Origin of the sequence: Clostridium sp. AF34-13 (assembly GCF_003477845.1) — a bacterium.
GTDB lineage: Bacteria > Bacillota > Clostridia > Lachnospirales > Lachnospiraceae > Butyribacter > Butyribacter intestini.
Window position 1 is genome coordinate 182206 of sequence record NZ_QUEB01000006.1, and the last position, 18255, is coordinate 200460.

Annotated in this window: 20 protein-coding genes; all 20 read left to right on the forward strand. The window is 42.6% G+C overall.

Annotated features, from left to right (window positions below; all coding sequences use genetic code 11):
• The first annotated feature begins 54 nt into the window (after positions 1-54).
• Entirely contained in the window at positions 55-414 is a 360-nt protein-coding gene (locus DWZ63_RS07100; RefSeq protein ID WP_055941508.1) for a hypothetical protein, read from the forward strand.
• A 171-nt stretch (positions 415-585) separates the two neighbouring features.
• Positions 586-837 carry a hypothetical protein gene (locus DWZ63_RS07105; protein ID WP_055941510.1) on the forward strand — a complete coding sequence of 84 codons (252 nt, stop codon included), beginning with the start codon at positions 586-588 and terminating at the stop codon, positions 835-837.
• A 73-nt stretch (positions 838-910) separates the two neighbouring features.
• Positions 911-1387, forward strand: coding sequence for a phage terminase small subunit P27 family (locus DWZ63_RS07110; RefSeq protein ID WP_055941512.1), 477 nt, complete (start codon positions 911-913; stop codon positions 1385-1387).
• A gap of 59 nt (positions 1388-1446) precedes the next feature.
• Complete coding sequence (locus DWZ63_RS07115; RefSeq protein WP_118499270.1) at positions 1447-3009, forward strand: terminase TerL endonuclease subunit; 1563 nt, start codon at positions 1447-1449, stop codon at positions 3007-3009.
• A 17-nt stretch (positions 3010-3026) separates the two neighbouring features.
• Positions 3027-4820 carry an AIPR family protein gene (locus tag DWZ63_RS07120; protein ID WP_055941516.1) on the forward strand — a complete coding sequence of 598 codons (1794 nt, stop codon included), beginning with the start codon at positions 3027-3029 and terminating at the stop codon, positions 4818-4820.
• 60 nt (positions 4821-4880) lie between these two features.
• Positions 4881-6194 (forward strand): phage portal protein, encoded by a 1314-nt coding sequence (locus DWZ63_RS07125; RefSeq protein ID WP_118499253.1) that lies wholly within the window; start codon positions 4881-4883, stop codon positions 6192-6194.
• On the forward strand, positions 6191-6988 hold the full coding sequence (locus DWZ63_RS07130; protein ID WP_055941520.1) for a head maturation protease, ClpP-related: 798 nt from the start codon (positions 6191-6193) through the stop codon (positions 6986-6988). The genes DWZ63_RS07125 and DWZ63_RS07130 overlap by 4 nt, the downstream gene beginning before the upstream one ends.
• Before the next feature lie 12 nt (positions 6989-7000).
• A complete protein-coding gene (locus tag DWZ63_RS07135; RefSeq protein WP_055941522.1) occupies positions 7001-8206 on the forward strand; it encodes a phage major capsid protein in 1206 nt (401 codons plus the stop codon).
• An 18-nt stretch (positions 8207-8224) separates the two neighbouring features.
• The gene (locus DWZ63_RS07140; RefSeq protein WP_055941525.1) at positions 8225-8500 is read left to right on the forward strand and encodes a head-tail connector protein; all 276 of its coding nucleotides are present in this window, start codon (positions 8225-8227) and stop codon (positions 8498-8500) included.
• A complete protein-coding gene (locus DWZ63_RS07145; protein ID WP_118499255.1) occupies positions 8500-8829 on the forward strand; it encodes a phage head closure protein in 330 nt (109 codons plus the stop codon). Before DWZ63_RS07140 ends, DWZ63_RS07145 begins: the two co-directional genes overlap by 1 nt.
• Positions 8830-8833: 4 nt before the next feature.
• Positions 8834-9214 carry an HK97 gp10 family phage protein gene (locus tag DWZ63_RS07150; protein ID WP_118499257.1) on the forward strand — a complete coding sequence of 127 codons (381 nt, stop codon included), beginning with the start codon at positions 8834-8836 and terminating at the stop codon, positions 9212-9214.
• Complete coding sequence (locus DWZ63_RS07155; protein WP_055941531.1) at positions 9211-9528, forward strand: hypothetical protein; 318 nt, start codon at positions 9211-9213, stop codon at positions 9526-9528. Before DWZ63_RS07150 ends, DWZ63_RS07155 begins: the two co-directional genes overlap by 4 nt.
• A 2-nt stretch (positions 9529-9530) precedes the next feature.
• Positions 9531-10172 carry a major tail protein gene (locus DWZ63_RS07160; RefSeq protein ID WP_118499259.1) on the forward strand — a complete coding sequence of 214 codons (642 nt, stop codon included), beginning with the start codon at positions 9531-9533 and terminating at the stop codon, positions 10170-10172.
• Positions 10169-10546, forward strand: coding sequence for a hypothetical protein (locus tag DWZ63_RS07165; protein ID WP_055941535.1), 378 nt, complete (start codon positions 10169-10171; stop codon positions 10544-10546). The genes DWZ63_RS07160 and DWZ63_RS07165 overlap by 4 nt, the downstream gene beginning before the upstream one ends.
• Before the next feature lie 38 nt (positions 10547-10584).
• The gene (locus tag DWZ63_RS16115) at positions 10585-10707 is read left to right on the forward strand and encodes a hypothetical protein (protein ID WP_279217366.1); all 123 of its coding nucleotides are present in this window, start codon (positions 10585-10587) and stop codon (positions 10705-10707) included.
• 88 nt (positions 10708-10795) lie between these two features.
• Positions 10796-11356 carry a GNAT family protein gene (locus DWZ63_RS07170; protein WP_055942783.1) on the forward strand — a complete coding sequence of 187 codons (561 nt, stop codon included), beginning with the start codon at positions 10796-10798 and terminating at the stop codon, positions 11354-11356.
• A gap of 129 nt (positions 11357-11485) precedes the next feature.
• Positions 11486-14185, forward strand: a complete 2700-nt coding sequence (locus DWZ63_RS07175; protein WP_082440599.1) for a phage tail tape measure protein — start codon at positions 11486-11488, stop codon at positions 14183-14185.
• 12 nt (positions 14186-14197) lie between these two features.
• Entirely contained in the window at positions 14198-15697 is a 1500-nt protein-coding gene (locus DWZ63_RS07180; RefSeq protein WP_182431453.1) for a phage tail protein, read from the forward strand.
• 14 nt (positions 15698-15711) lie between these two features.
• Positions 15712-17718 carry a hypothetical protein gene (locus DWZ63_RS07185; RefSeq protein ID WP_055941541.1) on the forward strand — a complete coding sequence of 669 codons (2007 nt, stop codon included), beginning with the start codon at positions 15712-15714 and terminating at the stop codon, positions 17716-17718.
• Between the two features lie 82 nt (positions 17719-17800).
• Positions 17801-18220, forward strand: a complete 420-nt coding sequence (locus DWZ63_RS07190) for a phage holin family protein (protein WP_055941543.1) — start codon at positions 17801-17803, stop codon at positions 18218-18220.
• The last annotated feature ends 35 nt before the right edge of the window (positions 18221-18255 follow it).

Here is an 18255-nt window from a genome sequence, read left to right on the forward strand (position 1 = left end):
ATGTAATGATAAGAGCGAATATGTACCTACCAAAAGAAAAGGAGGCTACAAGCCATGAGAAGAATTGAAGTTTTAGACAAAGCAGCAGAAGCAGGAATTAAGTACAGAGACATTAATGTGAACGCAACTTTTGGAGCCGCATACTTTACAAGCGTTGACGCAGGAAACGACCTACCAGATTTCAGTGAGGTCATTTGGGACCATGACATTGATGAGATTTTGGAGAATATGAAAAGGTTTGAAATTTTCGAATTCACTATCAGCTCTACATTTTCAAGCCTGATTGAAACAATCGCAGAACTTGAAAAAAGAGGATGCCACCTAGAAGGCTTGGTAGAAATCAACAGCCGCTACGATGATTGGCAGACTGGAGAAAAGAAGAAAATTCCAGCATTTAAGATGACAATAAACTAAGAAAGACAATTCCGGGAGGCGGGCCGCAGGGCCTGCTTGCTCGTTGCAATATACACAATTTATCACTGTATTTCTTGCACATCTTTGGTAGGTTTATGATGCAGAATTGACTGGATATATCCTTGGTTTAGAGCGAATATGTACCTACCAAAAGAAAAGGAGGATACAACAATGGCAAACGGATGGCACGAGGGAACAATTGGAATTCCGGTAAAGGACGGAGGAATGAAGGTGGCCCACTACTGGGTGAAAGCCTTCGAGGAACCAAGCGAGTATTACGGAATCAACGGAGGCAAGATTAGCAAACTTTCCATCAAGATCGACGGAGAGTGGAAAGCCAACTACGATAGGGGCTGGGACATTGAGCCTGCGGATGAGGAAACAAACATTGCTTATAGCATTTTGTTAAACGAATACAACTAAAAACAACCTACGAATTTACATAGGGCTCCTTAACCGGGGCCCTTTTACTTTGCACTGAAAGGAGAGATTTGAAATGGCAACGAGAGGTAGAAAACCAAAGCCTACTGCGGTGAAGGTCCTGGAGGGAAATCCAGGAAAGAGACCGCTTAATATGTATGAGCCGGTTCCGGAAAAGAAAGCACCAGAGTGTCCTTCTTGGCTAAACGATGAAGCGAAAGAGGAATGGGACAGGCTTGCAGATAAAATGGTGAACCTGGGTACCCTTACAGAAATGGATATGGCAGCCTTTGCAGGTTATTGTCAGTCCTATGCAAGATGGAAGGAAGCCGAGGAATTCATAGAGAAACATGGAACAATTGTAAAAACTCCAAGTGGTTATTGGCAGCAGGTACCGCAGGTATCTATCGCACAGACCAACTTGAAGGTAATGCTTAAGTTTTGCAGTGAGTTTGGCCTGACGCCATCTTTTAGAAGCAGAATGATAGCAGGTGAAGTCCAGGAAGGCAGCGTGGACGAGATGGAGTTTTTACTGCTTGAGGGTAATGGCTGATGGCTGAAACTAGGCCAAAGGATTATCCGAGGCTTACGGACTATCAGCCCACAAAGTTTATGCTGCCGACTTCTCATTACGATGAGGGCAAGGCTGATAGAGCTGTGAAGTTCATTGAAAACCTGCGCCATACAAAGGGCAAGTGGGCCGGAAAAAGGTTCTGGCTGCTTCCCTGGCAGGAGCAGATCATTCGCGATATTTTCGGTATCGTGGGTGAGGATAATTGTAGGCAGTTCCGTACCGCTTTCATAGAGATTGGAAAGAAGAATGGAAAGAGTGAACTTGCTGCGGCAGTCGCTCTTTATTTGCTTTATGCAGACAATGAACCAAGCGCCGAGGTATATGGCGCAGCCGCGGATCGTGGACAGGCTTCCATTGTATTCGATGTAGCCAATCAGATGGTGAAGATGACACCGGCGCTTATGAAACGAAGCAAAATCATGAGTGCTGGTAAGCGTATTGTGAATTATTCCAACCAGGGATTTTTCCAGGTACTATCTGCAGAAGTTGGCACCAAGCATGGTCTTAATGTTTCAGGCCTTGTGCTGGATGAGGTGCATGCGCAGAAAACCAGAACCTTATACGATGTCCTGACCAAAGGCTCCGGTGACGCAAGAGAGCAGCCATTGTTCTTCTTAATCACTACAGCGGGTACAGAGAAGGAGAGTATTTGCTATGAACTTCACACCAAGGCCAAGGATATTCTGGAGGGAAGAAAGATTGATCCAACCTTCTATCCTGTGGTATTTGGCCTTACCGATGATGACGATTGGCATGATGAAGCAAACTGGTACAAAGCAAATCCCTCCCTGGGACAGACCATTCAGATTGACAGAGTGCGAGATGCCTATAAGGAGGCTCTTCAAAATCCAGCAGAGGAGAACGTGTTTAAGCAGCTTCGTCTTAACATGTGGGTGTCCAGTCTTACCAGGTTTATTCCGGAGCAGATATACGATCAGGGAAATGAACCCATTGATATGGATAGCCTTCTTGGGAGAGAGTGCTACGGAGGATTGGACCTTTCTAGTACAGGAGATATCACAGCTTTGGTGCTTGTATTTCCACCTAGGACGGAAGAAGAAAAATATATTCTTTTACCGTTCTTCTGGATCCCGGAGGATACCATTTCAATCAGGGTAAGGCGAGCATCAGTTCCATACGATGTATGGCGCGCGCAAGGGTATCTCATGGCTACGGAAGGTAACGTGGTCAATTATGATTTTATTGAAAAGTTCATCGAGGACCTGGGAATCAAGTATCACATTTTGGAGATCGCGGTGGATAGATGGAACGCCACCATGCTTACCCAGCACCTGATGGATGATGGATTTACAATGGTTCCATTTGGACAGGGCTACAAGGATATGAGTCCGGCCACTAAGGAATTTTATAAACTTCTCATGGAAGCTCGCATAGTGCATGGAGGAAATCCAGTGCTTCGTTGGATGAGTGGAAATGTAGTAGTAGAGCAGGACGCAGCAGAGAACATCAAGGTTACAAAGGCCAAATCGCCGGAGAAAATTGACGGTATCGTGGCTGCGATTATGGCGGTTGATAGAGCTGTGAGAAATCAGGGAAATTGTGAAAGTGTGTATGATAATAGGGGAATAATCATATTATAACAGGAGGAGGTGATAATGTGCATTTTGTTGAAAATAGTCATGTTTTTTGCTATGATAATACTGACTTAGTTATAGGAGGTATTAGAGTGGACCAGATAACAAAAAAGTTTTTAGGTGAGTTTTGCAACTCATATGAAATAGATGGGAAAGAAGAAGATAAAGCATTTGAACACTTTTGCAATTTTTGTTGCGTAAATAGAGAAAATGGGATTGTTGATATAAAGTTAGAAGAATTTTCAACAGGAAAAAATGCGCAAGGAATCGATGGTATTGGGATTATTGTTAATCATAAACTGGTTACGTCGGTATCAGAGATTGAGTTTCAGATACAAAATTCTCGAATGTTGGATGTGAATTTTGTGTTTATTCAAGCAAAGACTTCTTCATCGTTTGATAATACTTTAATGTTGAATTTTTTTGAGTTCACAAAATCATTTTTCGGTGATGATGCTTCGGAATTTACAACGCAAGAGGTTAAAGATTTTTTTGAAATGAAGGAATACATTTATAATCATGCGGAGTATATGACAGAAGCTAATCCAAAGCTGTCCATGTATTATGTAACAACAGGAAAATGGACTGGCGACAAAACATTAACAAAGGTGAAAGATCGAAATGTGAAAGAATTAATGGATCTTAATATTTTTTCAGAAGTGAGATTTACTCCTTGTGGAGCAGCAGAAATACAGACAATGTATCGAAATACAAAGAATGTTATGTCTGCTAAATTCAAATTTGAAAAAAATATTGTTATGTTTAGTGATGAAGATAATAAAAGTATTGGATATAGTGGGGTTATCCCGTTCAGCGAATATCGAAAAATTATAATAGGCGAGGCCGATGCGCTTAAACCTGTTTTTGATGATAACATTCGTGACTTTTTAGGTGATACAAATCCGGTTAATAAAGCAATAATGGACACATTAAAGACAAAAGATGTTAATTCATTTTGTATGCTTAATAATGGAATAACTATCATTGCAGATAAGCTAACAATGACAGGAACCACCACAGTTTTAACAGATTATCAAATTGTAAATGGGTGCCAGACAAGTCACGTTTTGTATGACAATAGGAATATAGAATGGATAGATGATTTGTTGATACCTATTAAGGTCATTGAGACAACAGATGACACAACTAAAAATAGGATAACAAAGGCAACAAATAGTCAGACATCTATAAAGCCTGAACAGCTTGAGGCGTTATCTGAATTTCAAAAAGGATTGGAAACATTTTATAGTACTTTTCCAGAAGAAGATAGATTGTATTATGAAAGACGAACAGGTCAATATCGTTTGGAATCCATTCCAAAAACAAGAATCATTAATATTCCACAACAGATAAAATCAGTAACCGCAATGTTTCTAAACAATCCACATGGAGTTTCAGGTAATTATGGCGCTATTGTAAAAAAAGTTGGAGATAAGATATTTAATCCTACTGATCAAAAATGGATTTATTATACGAGTTCCTTGACACAATATAAAATAGAAAAATTGATTACAAATAAAGTGATTGATAAGAAATACAATAAGTCCAGATATCATGCGATGATGTTGTTTAGAATGTATGTGTCTGGCAAAAAAGTTCCAAGATTTAATGAAAATAAGATGGAAACTTATTGTAAGAAAATATTGGATGTTCTGTCAAATGAAGATCAGGCTACAGTGATTTTTGCAAAGATTGTCGAGTTTATTGTGGCACAACCTGAGATTGATTTTGATGACAGAAAGACTTTTGAAAGAAAAGAGACAACGGATTTATTAATTGGAAGATATAATGAGATGAAACAATATATAGCCAAATAGTTATAAGGAGCACTTACTTCGGTAGGTGCTTTTTTCATGTAAAGAATTAGGAGGTGCCCTATGGGAATTAAGAGTTTATTTGGTTTTGGTCAGGCGAGAGATAAGCCCCAGGACAAGGCCGCAGATGCCGGTTATTCCTTCCTGTTTGGAAGGACAACCAGCGGTAAGTCGGTGAATGAAACGACTGCAATGCAGACCACAGCAGTGTATGCTTGCGTGCGAATTTTGTCGGAAGCTGTCGCATCACTTCCGATTCACGTCTACCAGTACAAAGAAGGTGGCGGTAAAGAGATGGTTTATGACCACAACCTATACCAGGTGCTTCATGATGAGCCCAATCCGGAGATGACTTCATTTGTGTTTAGAGAAACGCTAATGAGTCATCTTTTAATTTGGGGAAATGCCTATGCGCAGATCATTAGAGATGGAGCTGGTAGGGTGCTTGCTCTTTACCCGCTGCTTCCAAACAAGGTGGATGTGCAGCGTGATGAGAAGGGTGAAATCTACTACGTGTATTCCAGAAATACAGAGGAGAATCCAAACTTCAAACAGTATGGTGACATCAAACTGAAAAAGGAAGATGTACTGCATATTCCGGGACTTGGTTTTGATGGTCTGATTGGATATTCACCGATTGCAATGGCAAAAAACGCTGTGGGCATGACACTTGCCTGTGAGGAATACGGAGCCTCCTTCTTTGCGAATGGGGCCAATCCTGGCGGCGTGCTGGAACACCCTGGGGTATTAAAGGATCCGTCAAAGGTGAGGGAATCCTGGAACGCAGTGTATAGGGGAACCAATAATGCGCATAAGATTGCTGTTTTGGAAGAAGGAATGAAATACCAGCAGATTGGTATTCCACCGGAAGAAGCACAGTTTTTGGAAACCAGGAAATTTCAGATCAATGAAATAGCAAGGCTCTATCGTATTCCACCTCATATGGTTGGAGATTTGGAGAAGTCGAGCTTTTCCAATATTGAGCAGCAGTCGCTAGAGTTTGTAAAGTACACCCTGGATCCTTGGGTAATCAGATGGGAGCAGAGCTTACAAAAGGCTCTTCTTCTTCCAGGGGAAAAGGGAAAGTATTTCATTAAGTTAAATGTGGATGGCCTGCTTCGAGGTGATTATCAGTCACGAATGAATGGTTATTCCATTGGCAGACAGAACGGGTGGTTATCTGCCAATGATATCAGGGAGATGGAGGACTTAAATCCTTTATCTGATGAGGAAGGTGGAAATCTATACCTCATTAACGGAAATATGTGCAAGCTGTCTGATGCTGGTATTTTTGCTGGACAGACGCAGCAGGAAGAATCGGAACCTGAGCCGGAAGAAAAACCATTAGAAAATAATAGAAAGAGAGGTAAGCGATGAAACGTAAGTTTTGGAACTGGGTAAAGAATGAGGGCGAACTCGAAGCAACGAGGACGCTCTTTTTAAATGGAGAAATTTCAGATGAGACCTGGTATGGCGATGAAGTGACTCCACAGCTTTTTAAGGATGAGCTGAATGCAGACAGCGGTGATATTACTGTTTGGATTAACTCTCCAGGAGGAGATGTATTTGCAGCAGCTCAGATTTACAACATGCTTCGTGATTATAAGGGGCATGTGACAGTTAAGATTGACGGTTTAGCAGCATCTGCAGCGTCGGTTATTGCTGTGGCAGGAGATACCGTACTTGTCAGTCCAGTAGCAATGATGATGATTCACAACCCGGCGACACTTGCAATGGGAAACACCAAAGATATGGAAGCCGCCATTGCAATGTTAAATGAGGTGAAGGAATCCATCTTAAATGCTTATGTGGATAAGACCGGTCTTTCCAGAAACAAGCTGTCAAAGATGATGGATGACGAGACTTGGTTTAATGCCAAGAAAGCTGTAGAGCTTGGATTTGCTGACAAAGTATTATTTGCCGCAGAAGAAAAGCCTAAGAAAAAGCCGGAAGAAGATGAGGATCCGGATGAGAAAGAAGAAGGAAAAGAACCAGGGGAAGATGGTGAAGGCGACGAGGATGAGAAAAAGAAGAAGTTCCCATTCCAGAATGCCTATGCCTATTCCAGAAAATCGGTTGCAGATTCCTTTTTGAATAAGGTGACAGATAAGGCACCGGAAACAGTACCTGTAGACCAGTTAAGAAAGAGACTTGATCTCTTAAAACGATAGGAGGATTTCATAATGAGTAAAGTATTAGAATTAAAGGAAAAGAGAGCAAAAGCATGGGAGGCAGCAAAGGCATTTTTAGATTCCAAGCAGGGATCCAATGGGTTGATGTCTGCGGAGGATGCGGCAACTTATGACAAGATGGAAGCAGAGGTTGTTGATCTTGGAAAAGAGATTGACCGACTCGAACGTCAGGCAGTGATTGATGCAGAGCTTACAAAAGCAACAAGTACACCAATTACAAATAAGCCAAACACCCTGCTGGGAGGTGAAACAAGGACCGGTAGAGCTACAGACGAGTATAAGAGAGCGTTTTGGAATAGCATGAGAAACAAGAATTCTTATGAAATCCAGAACGCTCTTTCCATTGGTACGGATTCTGAGGGTGGGTATCTGGTTCCGGACGAGTATGAAAAGAAGTTAGTGGAAGCCCTGGAGGACGAAGTGTTCTTCAGAAGCCTCGCAACTGTCATCAAAACATCATCTGGAGATCGTAAGATTCCGATTGTTACTTCCAAGGGAGAAGCAGCATGGATTGATGAAGGCGGTCAGTTCCCAGAAAGCGATGATAGCTTTGGACAGACTTCCATTGGAGCACACAAGCTCGCTACTATGATCAAGGTATCAGATGAGCTTCTTAATGATTCCGTATTCAATATTGAGCAGTACATCTCTAAGGAGTTTGGACGTCGTATTGGAACAAAGGAAGAGGAAGCCTTCTTCATTGGTGATGGTACCGGAAAGCCGATTGGTATTTTCAATAAGACCGGTGGTGCGGACATTGGTGTGACAGCAGCTACCACAAGTATTACCTTTGATGATGTGATGGATCTTTATTATAGCCTTCGCGCACCTTATCGAAATAAGGCAACTTGGCTGCTTAATGATTCTACAGTAAAGGCAATTCGTAAGCTCAAGGATGGAAATGGAAATTATATCTGGCAGCCTTCTGTAAGAGAGGGAGAGCCGGATAGAATTTTGAATCGTCCTTATCGGACATCCATTTATGTTCCAGAACTCGCTGCCGGAAATAGAGTTATGGCCTTTGGTGATTACTCTTATTACTGGATTGCAGATCGCCAGGGACGCAGCTTTAAGAGATTAAATGAGCTCTTTGCAACAACCGGTCAGGTGGGATTTTTAGCATCCGAGAGAGTCGATGGTAAGTTGATTCTTTCTGAGGCGGTAAAGACACTTGATGTAAAGGCGTCTGCAAAATAAGACCAGGAGGTAGGATAAATGCAGGTTACGTTAGACACAGCAAAAAGTTATCTGAGAGTAGATTCCTCAGATGATGATGCACTGATTAGCGGTCTCATCGTTTCGGCAGAAACCTTGGTAAGAGAGGTGACGCGCTTAAATGATGAGGAGCTGCTCCCGTATAAGGAGATTGTCGAAATTGCAGAGCTCTTTACGATTGCGTACCTGTATGAACACAGGGAAGAAGCGGATCACAAGAACCTGACTGAAACGGTGAAGTATCTGCTTTTTCCAATCCGTAAGGAGGTCTTTTGATGATTGAGACAATGCGGGAACGTATCACAATTCAAAAAAGTAAGGCTGTAACAGATAAGGATGGAAATCATGTTCTTGTTTGGGATGATTATTATTCTTGTGCTGCATACGCAAATAATCTTTCTGGAAAAGAATACTGGGCAGCAGCACAGGTAAATGCACAGACAGATTTATATTTTCTAATCCGTTATTGTAGTGAGGCGGCTGCGATTGATAGTGAACACTTCCGCATTGTATTTCATGGCCAGCTTTACAATATTTCATTTGTTGATAACGTGCAGTACAAAAACAAGACATTGAAGCTCCGCGCGAGCCTGGTAAAGAGGTGATGGTATGGCAAATACAGTAAGTGTTGATCAGCTCGCAAATGTTATTATGCAGGGCCTTACGGAATATGCCGATGCACAGAGCGATATGGTAAAGCAAAGTGTGAAGGATGTTAGCAAGGAAGTTAAAAAAGAAATATCTGCAAATGCTCCAAAGAGGATAGGTGCTTATAAAAAGAGTTGGGCTACCAAGAAAACGAAGGAGACCAGTAATTCTCTTACAATGACAGTTCATTCCAAGAACAGGTATCAGATTGCGCATCTTTTGGAACATGGTCATGCGAAACGTGGAGGAGGTAGAGTTGCCGCAATCCCACATATAGCACTGGCAGAAGAACATGGAGCGACAATGTTACAGCAGAAAATTGAAAGGGGATTACGGGAATGACACATCAGGAAGTAATGACAATGCTTGCGGAGATGAATCTTCCGTATGCATATGATCATTTCGTAGAGGGAGAGTCACCGGATCCTCCTTTTTTAGCGTTCTTATATCCGGGAAGTAATCACTTTGCAGCAGATGGAAAAGTATATTTTAAAGTGAATCGATTAAATATTGAGCTCTATACAGATAAGAAAGATGTGGAGCTTGAAGAAACTGTAGAGGCTGTGCTGGATAGGCATGGCATTTTTTATGTCAAAAGCGAAGTATGGATTGAATCTGAAAATCTGTATGAGGTGCTTTATCAGATGGAGGTATAGAAATGGCTAATAAAAAGAATAAAGTCAAGTTTAATATCCGAAATGTGCATTATGCACTGCTTACAAAAAGTGATGATGGCGAGGTGACATATGGTACACCCGTGCCGATGCCCGGTGCGGTATCCATTTCGCTTGATCCAAACGGAGAGCCAAGTGTATTCTATGCAGACGGATATGCATATTACACGATCAATAACAATCAGGGCTATGAAGGTGACCTTGAACTTGCTCTGGTGCCGGAGTCGTTTCGTACCGATGTACTGAAGGAATCCCTCGATGCCAATAATGTGCTTGTTGAAGATGCGACCGTGGAAACAGGTAAATTTGCACTGTTGTTTGAATTTGATGGTGACATCAATAAAATCCGTCATGTGCTTTATAATTGCACGGCAGCAAGACCTACCATTGAATCAGCAACAAAGGAAGATGAGATTGAGGTCAAGACAGAAACCCTGTCGATTACGGCATCACCTCTTGATGGGGGCTATGTAAAAGCACGTACATCTGACAGCACATCGGCGGCTGCTTATGATGGCTGGTATAAAACAGTATATCTTCCGAAAGCAGTATCTGATGCATCAGGCCAGTCCGACAGTACAAAGGTATCATCAGCAAAGAACAGTTCTAAGGAGGGCGTATCATGAGCCTTATAAAAAATCTTGAAATTGATGGAAAGCAGGTGCCATTCAAGGCATCTGCTGCAATCCCACGAATTTATCGTATTAAGTTTGGAAGGGATATTTATAAAGACCTGAGTGCCTTGGAGAAGGCTGTAGGAAAAGATAAAGAGGAGAGTTCAAGCCTGGATATGTTTTCACTTGAGATGTTTGAGAATATTGCATATGTTATGGCAAAACACGCAGACCTGGGCATTCCCGATACACCAGAAGAATGGCTTGATGAGTTTAATACATTTTCTATTTATCAGATTCTTCCACAACTTATTGAGTTATGGGGATTGAATGTGAAAACGGATGTTGAAGCTAAAAAAAACTTCGCCCGACAGAGCGTCAGATGACAACACCCTTATTTCTTCTAAGATGTGTGCAGATAGGGTTGTCTATCCGAGACCTTGACCTTCTGACAATAGGGATGGTTAATGATATGTATGCCGAGAGCAGTAATGATGATTACAAGTATCCAGAAGTTGCAACACAGGAAGATTTCGACAGGTTCTAGATTGAGAAAACAGCCATTTTCTGATATAATACGGAAAGTGGTTGAAACATTCTCAGCTACAAATCGGAATTTAGAGGAGTAAAATACTATGAATCCTGAAATAGATATAAGTAATGTTATCCTAAAAACAGAGCGTTTGTTGATTCGCCCGTGGCGGCAATCCGACCTTGATGACTTTTATTCCTACGCTTCAGTAGATGGAGTCGGACAAATGGCGGGTTGGAAGCCTCATAAAAGCAAGGAAGAATCTAAGATTATTCTTGATATGTTCATTAGCCATAAGAAAACATTTGCACTCGAATATCAGGGCAAAGTAATAGGTTCTGTTGGGATCGAAAAATACAATGAAACTCACTTCCCGGAATTTGAAAATAAGAAATGCCGTGAGATAGGCTATGTTCTGAGCAAAGAATATTGGGGACAAGGTTTAATGCCGGAAGCGTTGAAAGAAGTAATTCGTTTTCTCTTTGAGAACGCTAATCTTGATGTAATTTTCTGTGGTCACTTCTTGTGGAATGAGCAATCTCATAGAGTTCAGGAAAAAAGTGGTTTCAAACACTATGCATTTGATACCTATGAGACAGCATTCGGTACAACGGAAGAAAATGAGGTAAACATTCTAAAAAGAGAAGATTGGGTATTGCAGTAAATTCAAGTTTGTCGGAGTGAAAATTAATAATTTACATAGAAACATCTGTCAGAAATGGCAGGTGTTTTTCTTTTGTTACGGAGCAGAAATGCTCCTTTTTTTATACCCATTTTTAGGAGGTGAGAATTCATGGCAAGCCGTATTCAGGGAATTACCGTAGAAATCGGTGGTGATACAACCAAATTGCAGAATGCCCTTAAGGGTGTGAACGGACAGATAAAATCCACCCAATCACAGCTGAAGGATGTAAACAAACTGCTGAAACTGGATCCGGGCAACACAGAGCTGATTGCACAGAAACACAAGCTGCTTTCAGAGGCTGTTAGTGAGACAAAAGAAAAACTGGCAACCTTAAAGACGGCAGCGGAACAGGCAAACACGGTGCTTGCCAATGGTGAAATCTCCAAAGAGCAGTACGATGCATTGCAGAGGGAAATCGTAGAAACGGAGCAGGACTTAAAAAATCTGGAAACACAGGCGAACCAGTCGGCAACGGCAGTTCAGAAGATAGCTGCATCCGGGGAAAAGTTAAAAACGGTCGGTAACAACATATCGTCTGCCGGACAGAAACTTCTTCCCGTGACAGGGGCAGTAGCGGGACTTGGCACGGCGGCTGTTACAACGGCAGCAAACTTTGAATCCTCCATGTCACAGGTACAGGCTACGATGGGAATCACGAAAGATTCCATGTCAACGGTTGACGGGCAGTCTGTTAATACGATGGACACCCTTTCCAAACTGGCAAAGAAGATGGGCGCAGAGACGGCATTTTCTGCAAGTGAGTGTGCAGAAGCATTAAACTATCTCGCACTTGCTGGATATGACACGGAGCAGATGTGCGATACTCTGCCGACTGTACTCAATCTTGCAGCAGCCGGAGATATTGCACTTGCCGATGCTTCTGATATGGTAACGGATGCGATGTCAGCTCTTGGGATGGGAGTTGATGAGGCAGGAAAGATGGTAGACCAGATGGCAAAGACGGCATCTACTACGAATACATCCGTGGCACAGTTAGGGGAAGGTATCCTTACCATCGGTGCAACAGCCAAATCCATCAAGGGTGGTACGGCAGAGCTTAATACGGCACTCGGCATCCTTGCCAATAATGGTATCAAGGGTGCAGAGGGTGGTACGCACCTAAGAAACATCATCCTGTCTTTGCAGAATCCTACGGATAAGGCTGCCATTGCGATGGAAGAACTGGGACTGCAGGTTTATGATTCCGAAGGAAACATGAGGAGCATGAATGATATTCTGGGTGACCTGAATTCAGGAATGGATGGAATGACCTCTGCCGAGAAATCAAATATCATCGGCAGGATATTTAATAAAACCGACCTGTCATCCGTGAACGCACTGCTTGCCAATACGGGAAGTACATGGGATGACCTTCAGCAGTCTATTGCAGACAGCGGGGGTGCTGCCGGACAGATGGCAGATACACAGCTTGATAACCTGCAGGGACAGATCACCATATTGAAATCCGCATTAGAGGGACTTGCCATTTCATTCGGAGAACTTCTGATGCCTGCCATAAAACAGATTGTTGGATGGGTACAGTCATTTGTTGATGTATTAAACGGACTGGATGACGGGACAAAGAAAACGATTGTCACAATTGCACTTATCGTGGCTGCCCTTGCCCCGGTTCTTATCATTGTCGGAAAAGTCATCTCAGCTGTTGGAACGATCATGACCATTGTTCCAAAGATTGCCGGAGTCATCAATACAGTTAAGGGGGCATTTGCAGCACTGAATACGACAATGCTTGCAAATCCTATCGTTCTTATTATTGCAGCCATAGCAGCACTTGTGGCTACCTTTATTTATCTCTGGAATAACTGTGACGGTTTCCGTCAGTTCTGGATTGACCTTTGGGAGAATGTGAAACAGGTTGCTGTTACAGTATGGAATGCAATAAAATCATTCCTCTCGACAGCATGGGAAGCAATAAAGACTACGGCAGCAACCGTGTTTGGGGCAATCAAGTCATTTTTCACAACCATATGGGACGGCATAAAACTTGTGTTCACCACGGTGCTTGAAGTGATAAAGACAGTGATTGTGACCTATTTTACCATCTACAAAACAGTGATCACGACAGTATTTAATGCAGTCAAACTTGTGGTGACAACCGTGTGGAATGCAATCAAGACCGTGATAACCACGGTTGTGACAGCAATCCAGACTTTTATTACGACAGCATGGAATACGATAAAGACAATCGTGACCACGGTGGTGAATGGAATAAAGACGGCGGTTTCCGGTGCCTTTACTGCGATGTGGACCGGCATAAAGACAACCATAGGAAATATTGTTACAACGATAAAAACAGGATTTGGCACAGCAGTTTCTTTTATCACGGGACTTGCACAGTCTGCGGTCAAGTGGGGAACAGACATTATTGACGGAATCGTAAACGGCATCAAAAAGTGCATCGGCAAGGTTAAGGATGCCGTATCCAATGTGGCAGAGACGATAAAGTCTTATCTGCATTTCTCCGTGCCGGATGAAGGACCACTTACTGATTATGAGTCATGGATGCCGGATTTCATGGGCGGACTGGCTGAAGGAATAGAAAAGAGCAGGGGACTTGTAACAAAGGAAATCGAGAAACTGACGGATACCATGAATCTTGAAAATATGGTGCCGGATATGGATGCAAGCCTGAATGCCACTGTCGGAGGAAATGCTTCTTACGGGCAGAACGGTACGGTAAAACTTAACCAGCCGATCATGCTGGACGGAAGGGTGATCACGACACTTGTGTCACAGATACAGTATTCCAATGGTCAGGCATCCATGAGAAATCTTGGAATAAGTTAGGAGGTGCAGACAGTGTCAAAAACTGTAGACGGGGTGGTTTATTACACCGTAAGATTTTTAAATTATGCAGGGACTGACCTGCTCGGCACCTGTGATGTGGAAGCAGGCGGTGATGCCACAGACCTTGCACCACAGCCGGAAGTAATAGAGGGCATGGTGTTTAACGGATGGAATGTGGATATCACAAAAGTGATGGAGGACATGACAGTCCGTCCGACCTATAAGAGCGAAAGCATTTATTATACAGTCAATTTCCTTAACTATGCAGGGGACGATTATCTTTCTACCCAGAAAGTAAAGGAAGGGGAAAATGCAGTTCCTCCGTCCCCGGAAAAGATCAGGGGATTGTTTTTTATAGGGTGGAATACATCTTTTACGGATATTCATGAGGATAAGACCATCCGTCCGAGATACAGGGAGATACCTCCGCACCCGGTATTGAATTTTTATAAAAAGACAAAAGGGAATACTTCGGGAGAGTTTATCCGTTCTTACTCTGCCGTCAATGCCTGCAGCATTACGGCAAAACTGGACGGGGAATGCACAATGTCCTTTAAGATGCTGACGAGGAAGATAGATTCTTTTGTTGATGTAAAATGCATTGCAGAACTGGACGGACTTGTGTTTAACATTACGAATGTGAAAAAAAGTATATCAAGTGGTGTATGTTATACCGAGATGGAATGTGAACACATTTCATATATCCTGAATGACGATGAATATAAGGTAACTGCTTTTGACATGACGGGTACTCCAAGGCAGATATTGTGGGCGCTGCTTGAAGGAACACCATTCAGTGTCGGAACGGTGGACATAGAAAAGAAGGTAACACTCAGGGTAAATACAGAAGCAACAAGACGTGCCTGTGTGATGCAGCTGCTTGCCCTTGTAAAAGGGGAAATTGAATATTACGGATACGCTATCGGCATCCGTAAGCACAGGGGAAACAGCCAGACAGTGGATATCATGAAAACGGAAAATGTCAAGGATATCAGTTATTCCTATAATGCAACGGAACAGAGGTACAGTTATTCCGTTGACCTGTACAGAAAAGGAAATGTTGACCTTGGGGATGAACTGCTTCTTGATTTTAAGCCATTATCCATATACAGGCAGAAGCGTGTGGTCGGCATGGAGTGGAATCCGTTCAACTATAATGAGGTGAGCATTACGATTGGTGCTTATATACCGACCATCAATGATTCGCTTTATTCTGTTGTTACAAGCGTGGAAGATATCAGAAATACCACGGCAAAATACACGGTGGAATTTGGGGAGATCATCGGAAACGGCTCTTTTTATTTTACAAGGGCATATAATGACAGACCATATTTTCAGTACCAGACAAATGATGGGAAGACACCGACAGTAACGCTGACTAAGAAATCCGGCAGTGCATTTGCTTCTTATGTCGGTGCATCCATATCCGGGGTTTCTTCCTCAACGAGAACGGTCATTGCATTTTACTGTACCGTGCCGGATGAAACAGAAGATGAGGAAGATACGGATTAAGGAGGTGCTTTCGGATGGCTGTGTTCAGCGGGGATAAGTATAAAAAGGCTTCATCGGATGCACTTGCATTTATAAAGAGACAGCTTGATGTAAATAACTTCAAGTGTCAGATAACATTCGACAAGGAATACGATGACAGTTATTCCGGGGATATCGTCTGGGGATATGTGACAGGGATATCCGTTGAGGAAGATCAGGTAAGGGCGAAATACATCTCGCCATCCACTTATTATGATTTTAACTATAAGGGAAAGGTTACCGGGACTGCAAGGAATCTTTCGGATTTCAGTGATTATGCTGTGAATGTTTATGTTGTTCATGATGCCGATTACAAGGTGATTACCTGTCCTATCAAAGCAGACGGGACATGGGAGTCTGCAATGACATACAGGGAAACTTACAAATCTGATGAAGGAAGTAAGACCGTGACCTATCCGCTTGATATAACGGTAGGTGAGGGGATTAAAGAGTTCCGTCTTGCCCAAGGCATAAAAGGGAAATGGGAACAGATTTCATCCTCAGATGAGGTGACGGTTGAAAGATATGTGTATGATGCAGATACAGAGATAAAAGCCGAAGATGGCGGGTATGGATACAGTTATTTTGAGTACTTCACCGTAAGGCTTTACAGTTATTCGGATGCGGAGTACATCAATGATATCTGTAAGATATGGAACTGTGGCGGTGGAAAATATATGTGGTATACAAATAAAGTTGCGACAGGGCATAAGATTGGAAAGGTCATGCAGCAGGTATGGAGGGATGGTGCGGTTGCATTTGATGCTGTCGGCATAGCAGGTGCTGTTATGAACTTGCAAAAAGGCAGACTTCCGGCATCGTTCCTTATTCCGACAGATGACCCTCAGTATAATAAGGACGGATCCAATGCCCTCGGTGCATATGGTTATATGCTGAATTCCAGAACATGGGCATACGATGTGGGACTTTCATTACTGGTATTTACCACAAGCGGTGATTATGGTATCTGCAAAGAAATGCTGAAACGGATGCGGTATGAGCAGAACGATGACGGGAGTTTCAATTTTTCCTATGATATTTATATCGGACAGTTGTTTGACGGATATGTAAGAACCGGGGCAATGGGATGGCTGGTGTGGGGAGCCTGTTATTACACGATGGAAAGCGGGGACAGGGATTTTGTGAAGATGATAAAAAAAGCCGGGGACTGGCTCGTGTCAAAACAGGTCACGGATTCATCCGATCCACGATATGGACTTATGACAGGAGGTTACGGCAGTTACAACATGGAGGATTATTCTTATTCCGGTGAGGAGATAGAATGGTGTTCCGTGGAACACCAGTGTTCAGCATTACAGGCACTTGAGGGATGTTCCCTTGTTCTGAAAAATAAAAAATACAAGGAAGCAGCAGAACTTGTCCGGGACAGTCTTTTTCTAAAATGCTACGACATGGAGAATGGACGGTTCTTTCAGGGCATCAACGGAGGAGTGCCGGATAAGGCATGGGCGCTTGACTGTACCACATGGGCAGGAACACTTATCTTCTCCGTGGTGCATTCATCAACGGCAGAAGCGTGTCTTGAAACTGCAAGGAGTGTGTATCTTACGAAGGATAAGAAGATCATACAGAGGAGGGAGAAAGATTATTATAATACGGCATATTCAGACGATGAAACATTTTCTGGATTCAAGCCGTACAGTGATAAGACGGCTGATTATAAAGGTGCGCCGGATATTGTCTGGACGGAAGGAACACTTGGGTATTCCACGCTTGCCTATGTACTGGGGAACATGGATGAGGCAAAGAAATATGTGGATGAGTGCATCAGACTGCAGAACTGTGACGGGAGTACGGGCGGCGTGATATATACGACAGCCACCTATGGAATGTTACCGTGGGAGTTTCATGTATGGGAAAGCGTGGTATCATCGTCATGGCTGTATCTTGTCATTAATAATCCCGATGTTCTTTTTCCAAGAACACTCAGACAGGTCTATTATATGGCTAAGATAAATAATGTTCACGATGAAAGAAAATAGAATAAACAATTTCGGAATCAAGCAGTTATCCATAATGGGTAGCTGCTTTTTTCATATAAAAATTTATAAGGAGGACAAGACAATGAAGGAATTCTGGAACGCAGTACAGTTCGTATTTACGGCTGTAGGTGGATGGCTTGGTTACTTTTTGGGAGGATGTGACGGTTTGTTATATGCATTGCTTGCTTTTGTGGTGATCGACTACATAACCGGTGTTATGTGCGCGATAAACGACAAAGCGCTATCAAGTGAAGTGGGCTTTCGTGGGATTTGCAGAAAGGTACTGATCTTCTTATTGGTAGGGATTGCAAACATCCTGGATGTCCATGTGATTGGTACCGGAAGTGTTCTAAGAACAGCAGTTATTTTCTTTTATATTTCCAATGAAGGCGTGAGCCTTTTAGAAAATGCTGCCCATTTAGGATTGCCGGTTCCACAGAAAATCAAAGCAGTATTAGAGCAGTTGCACGAGCGTGCAGAAGATGATGACAAGTCCAGCTAATAAATGTCAATAGTTAGATGTGAAAAAAATTATTT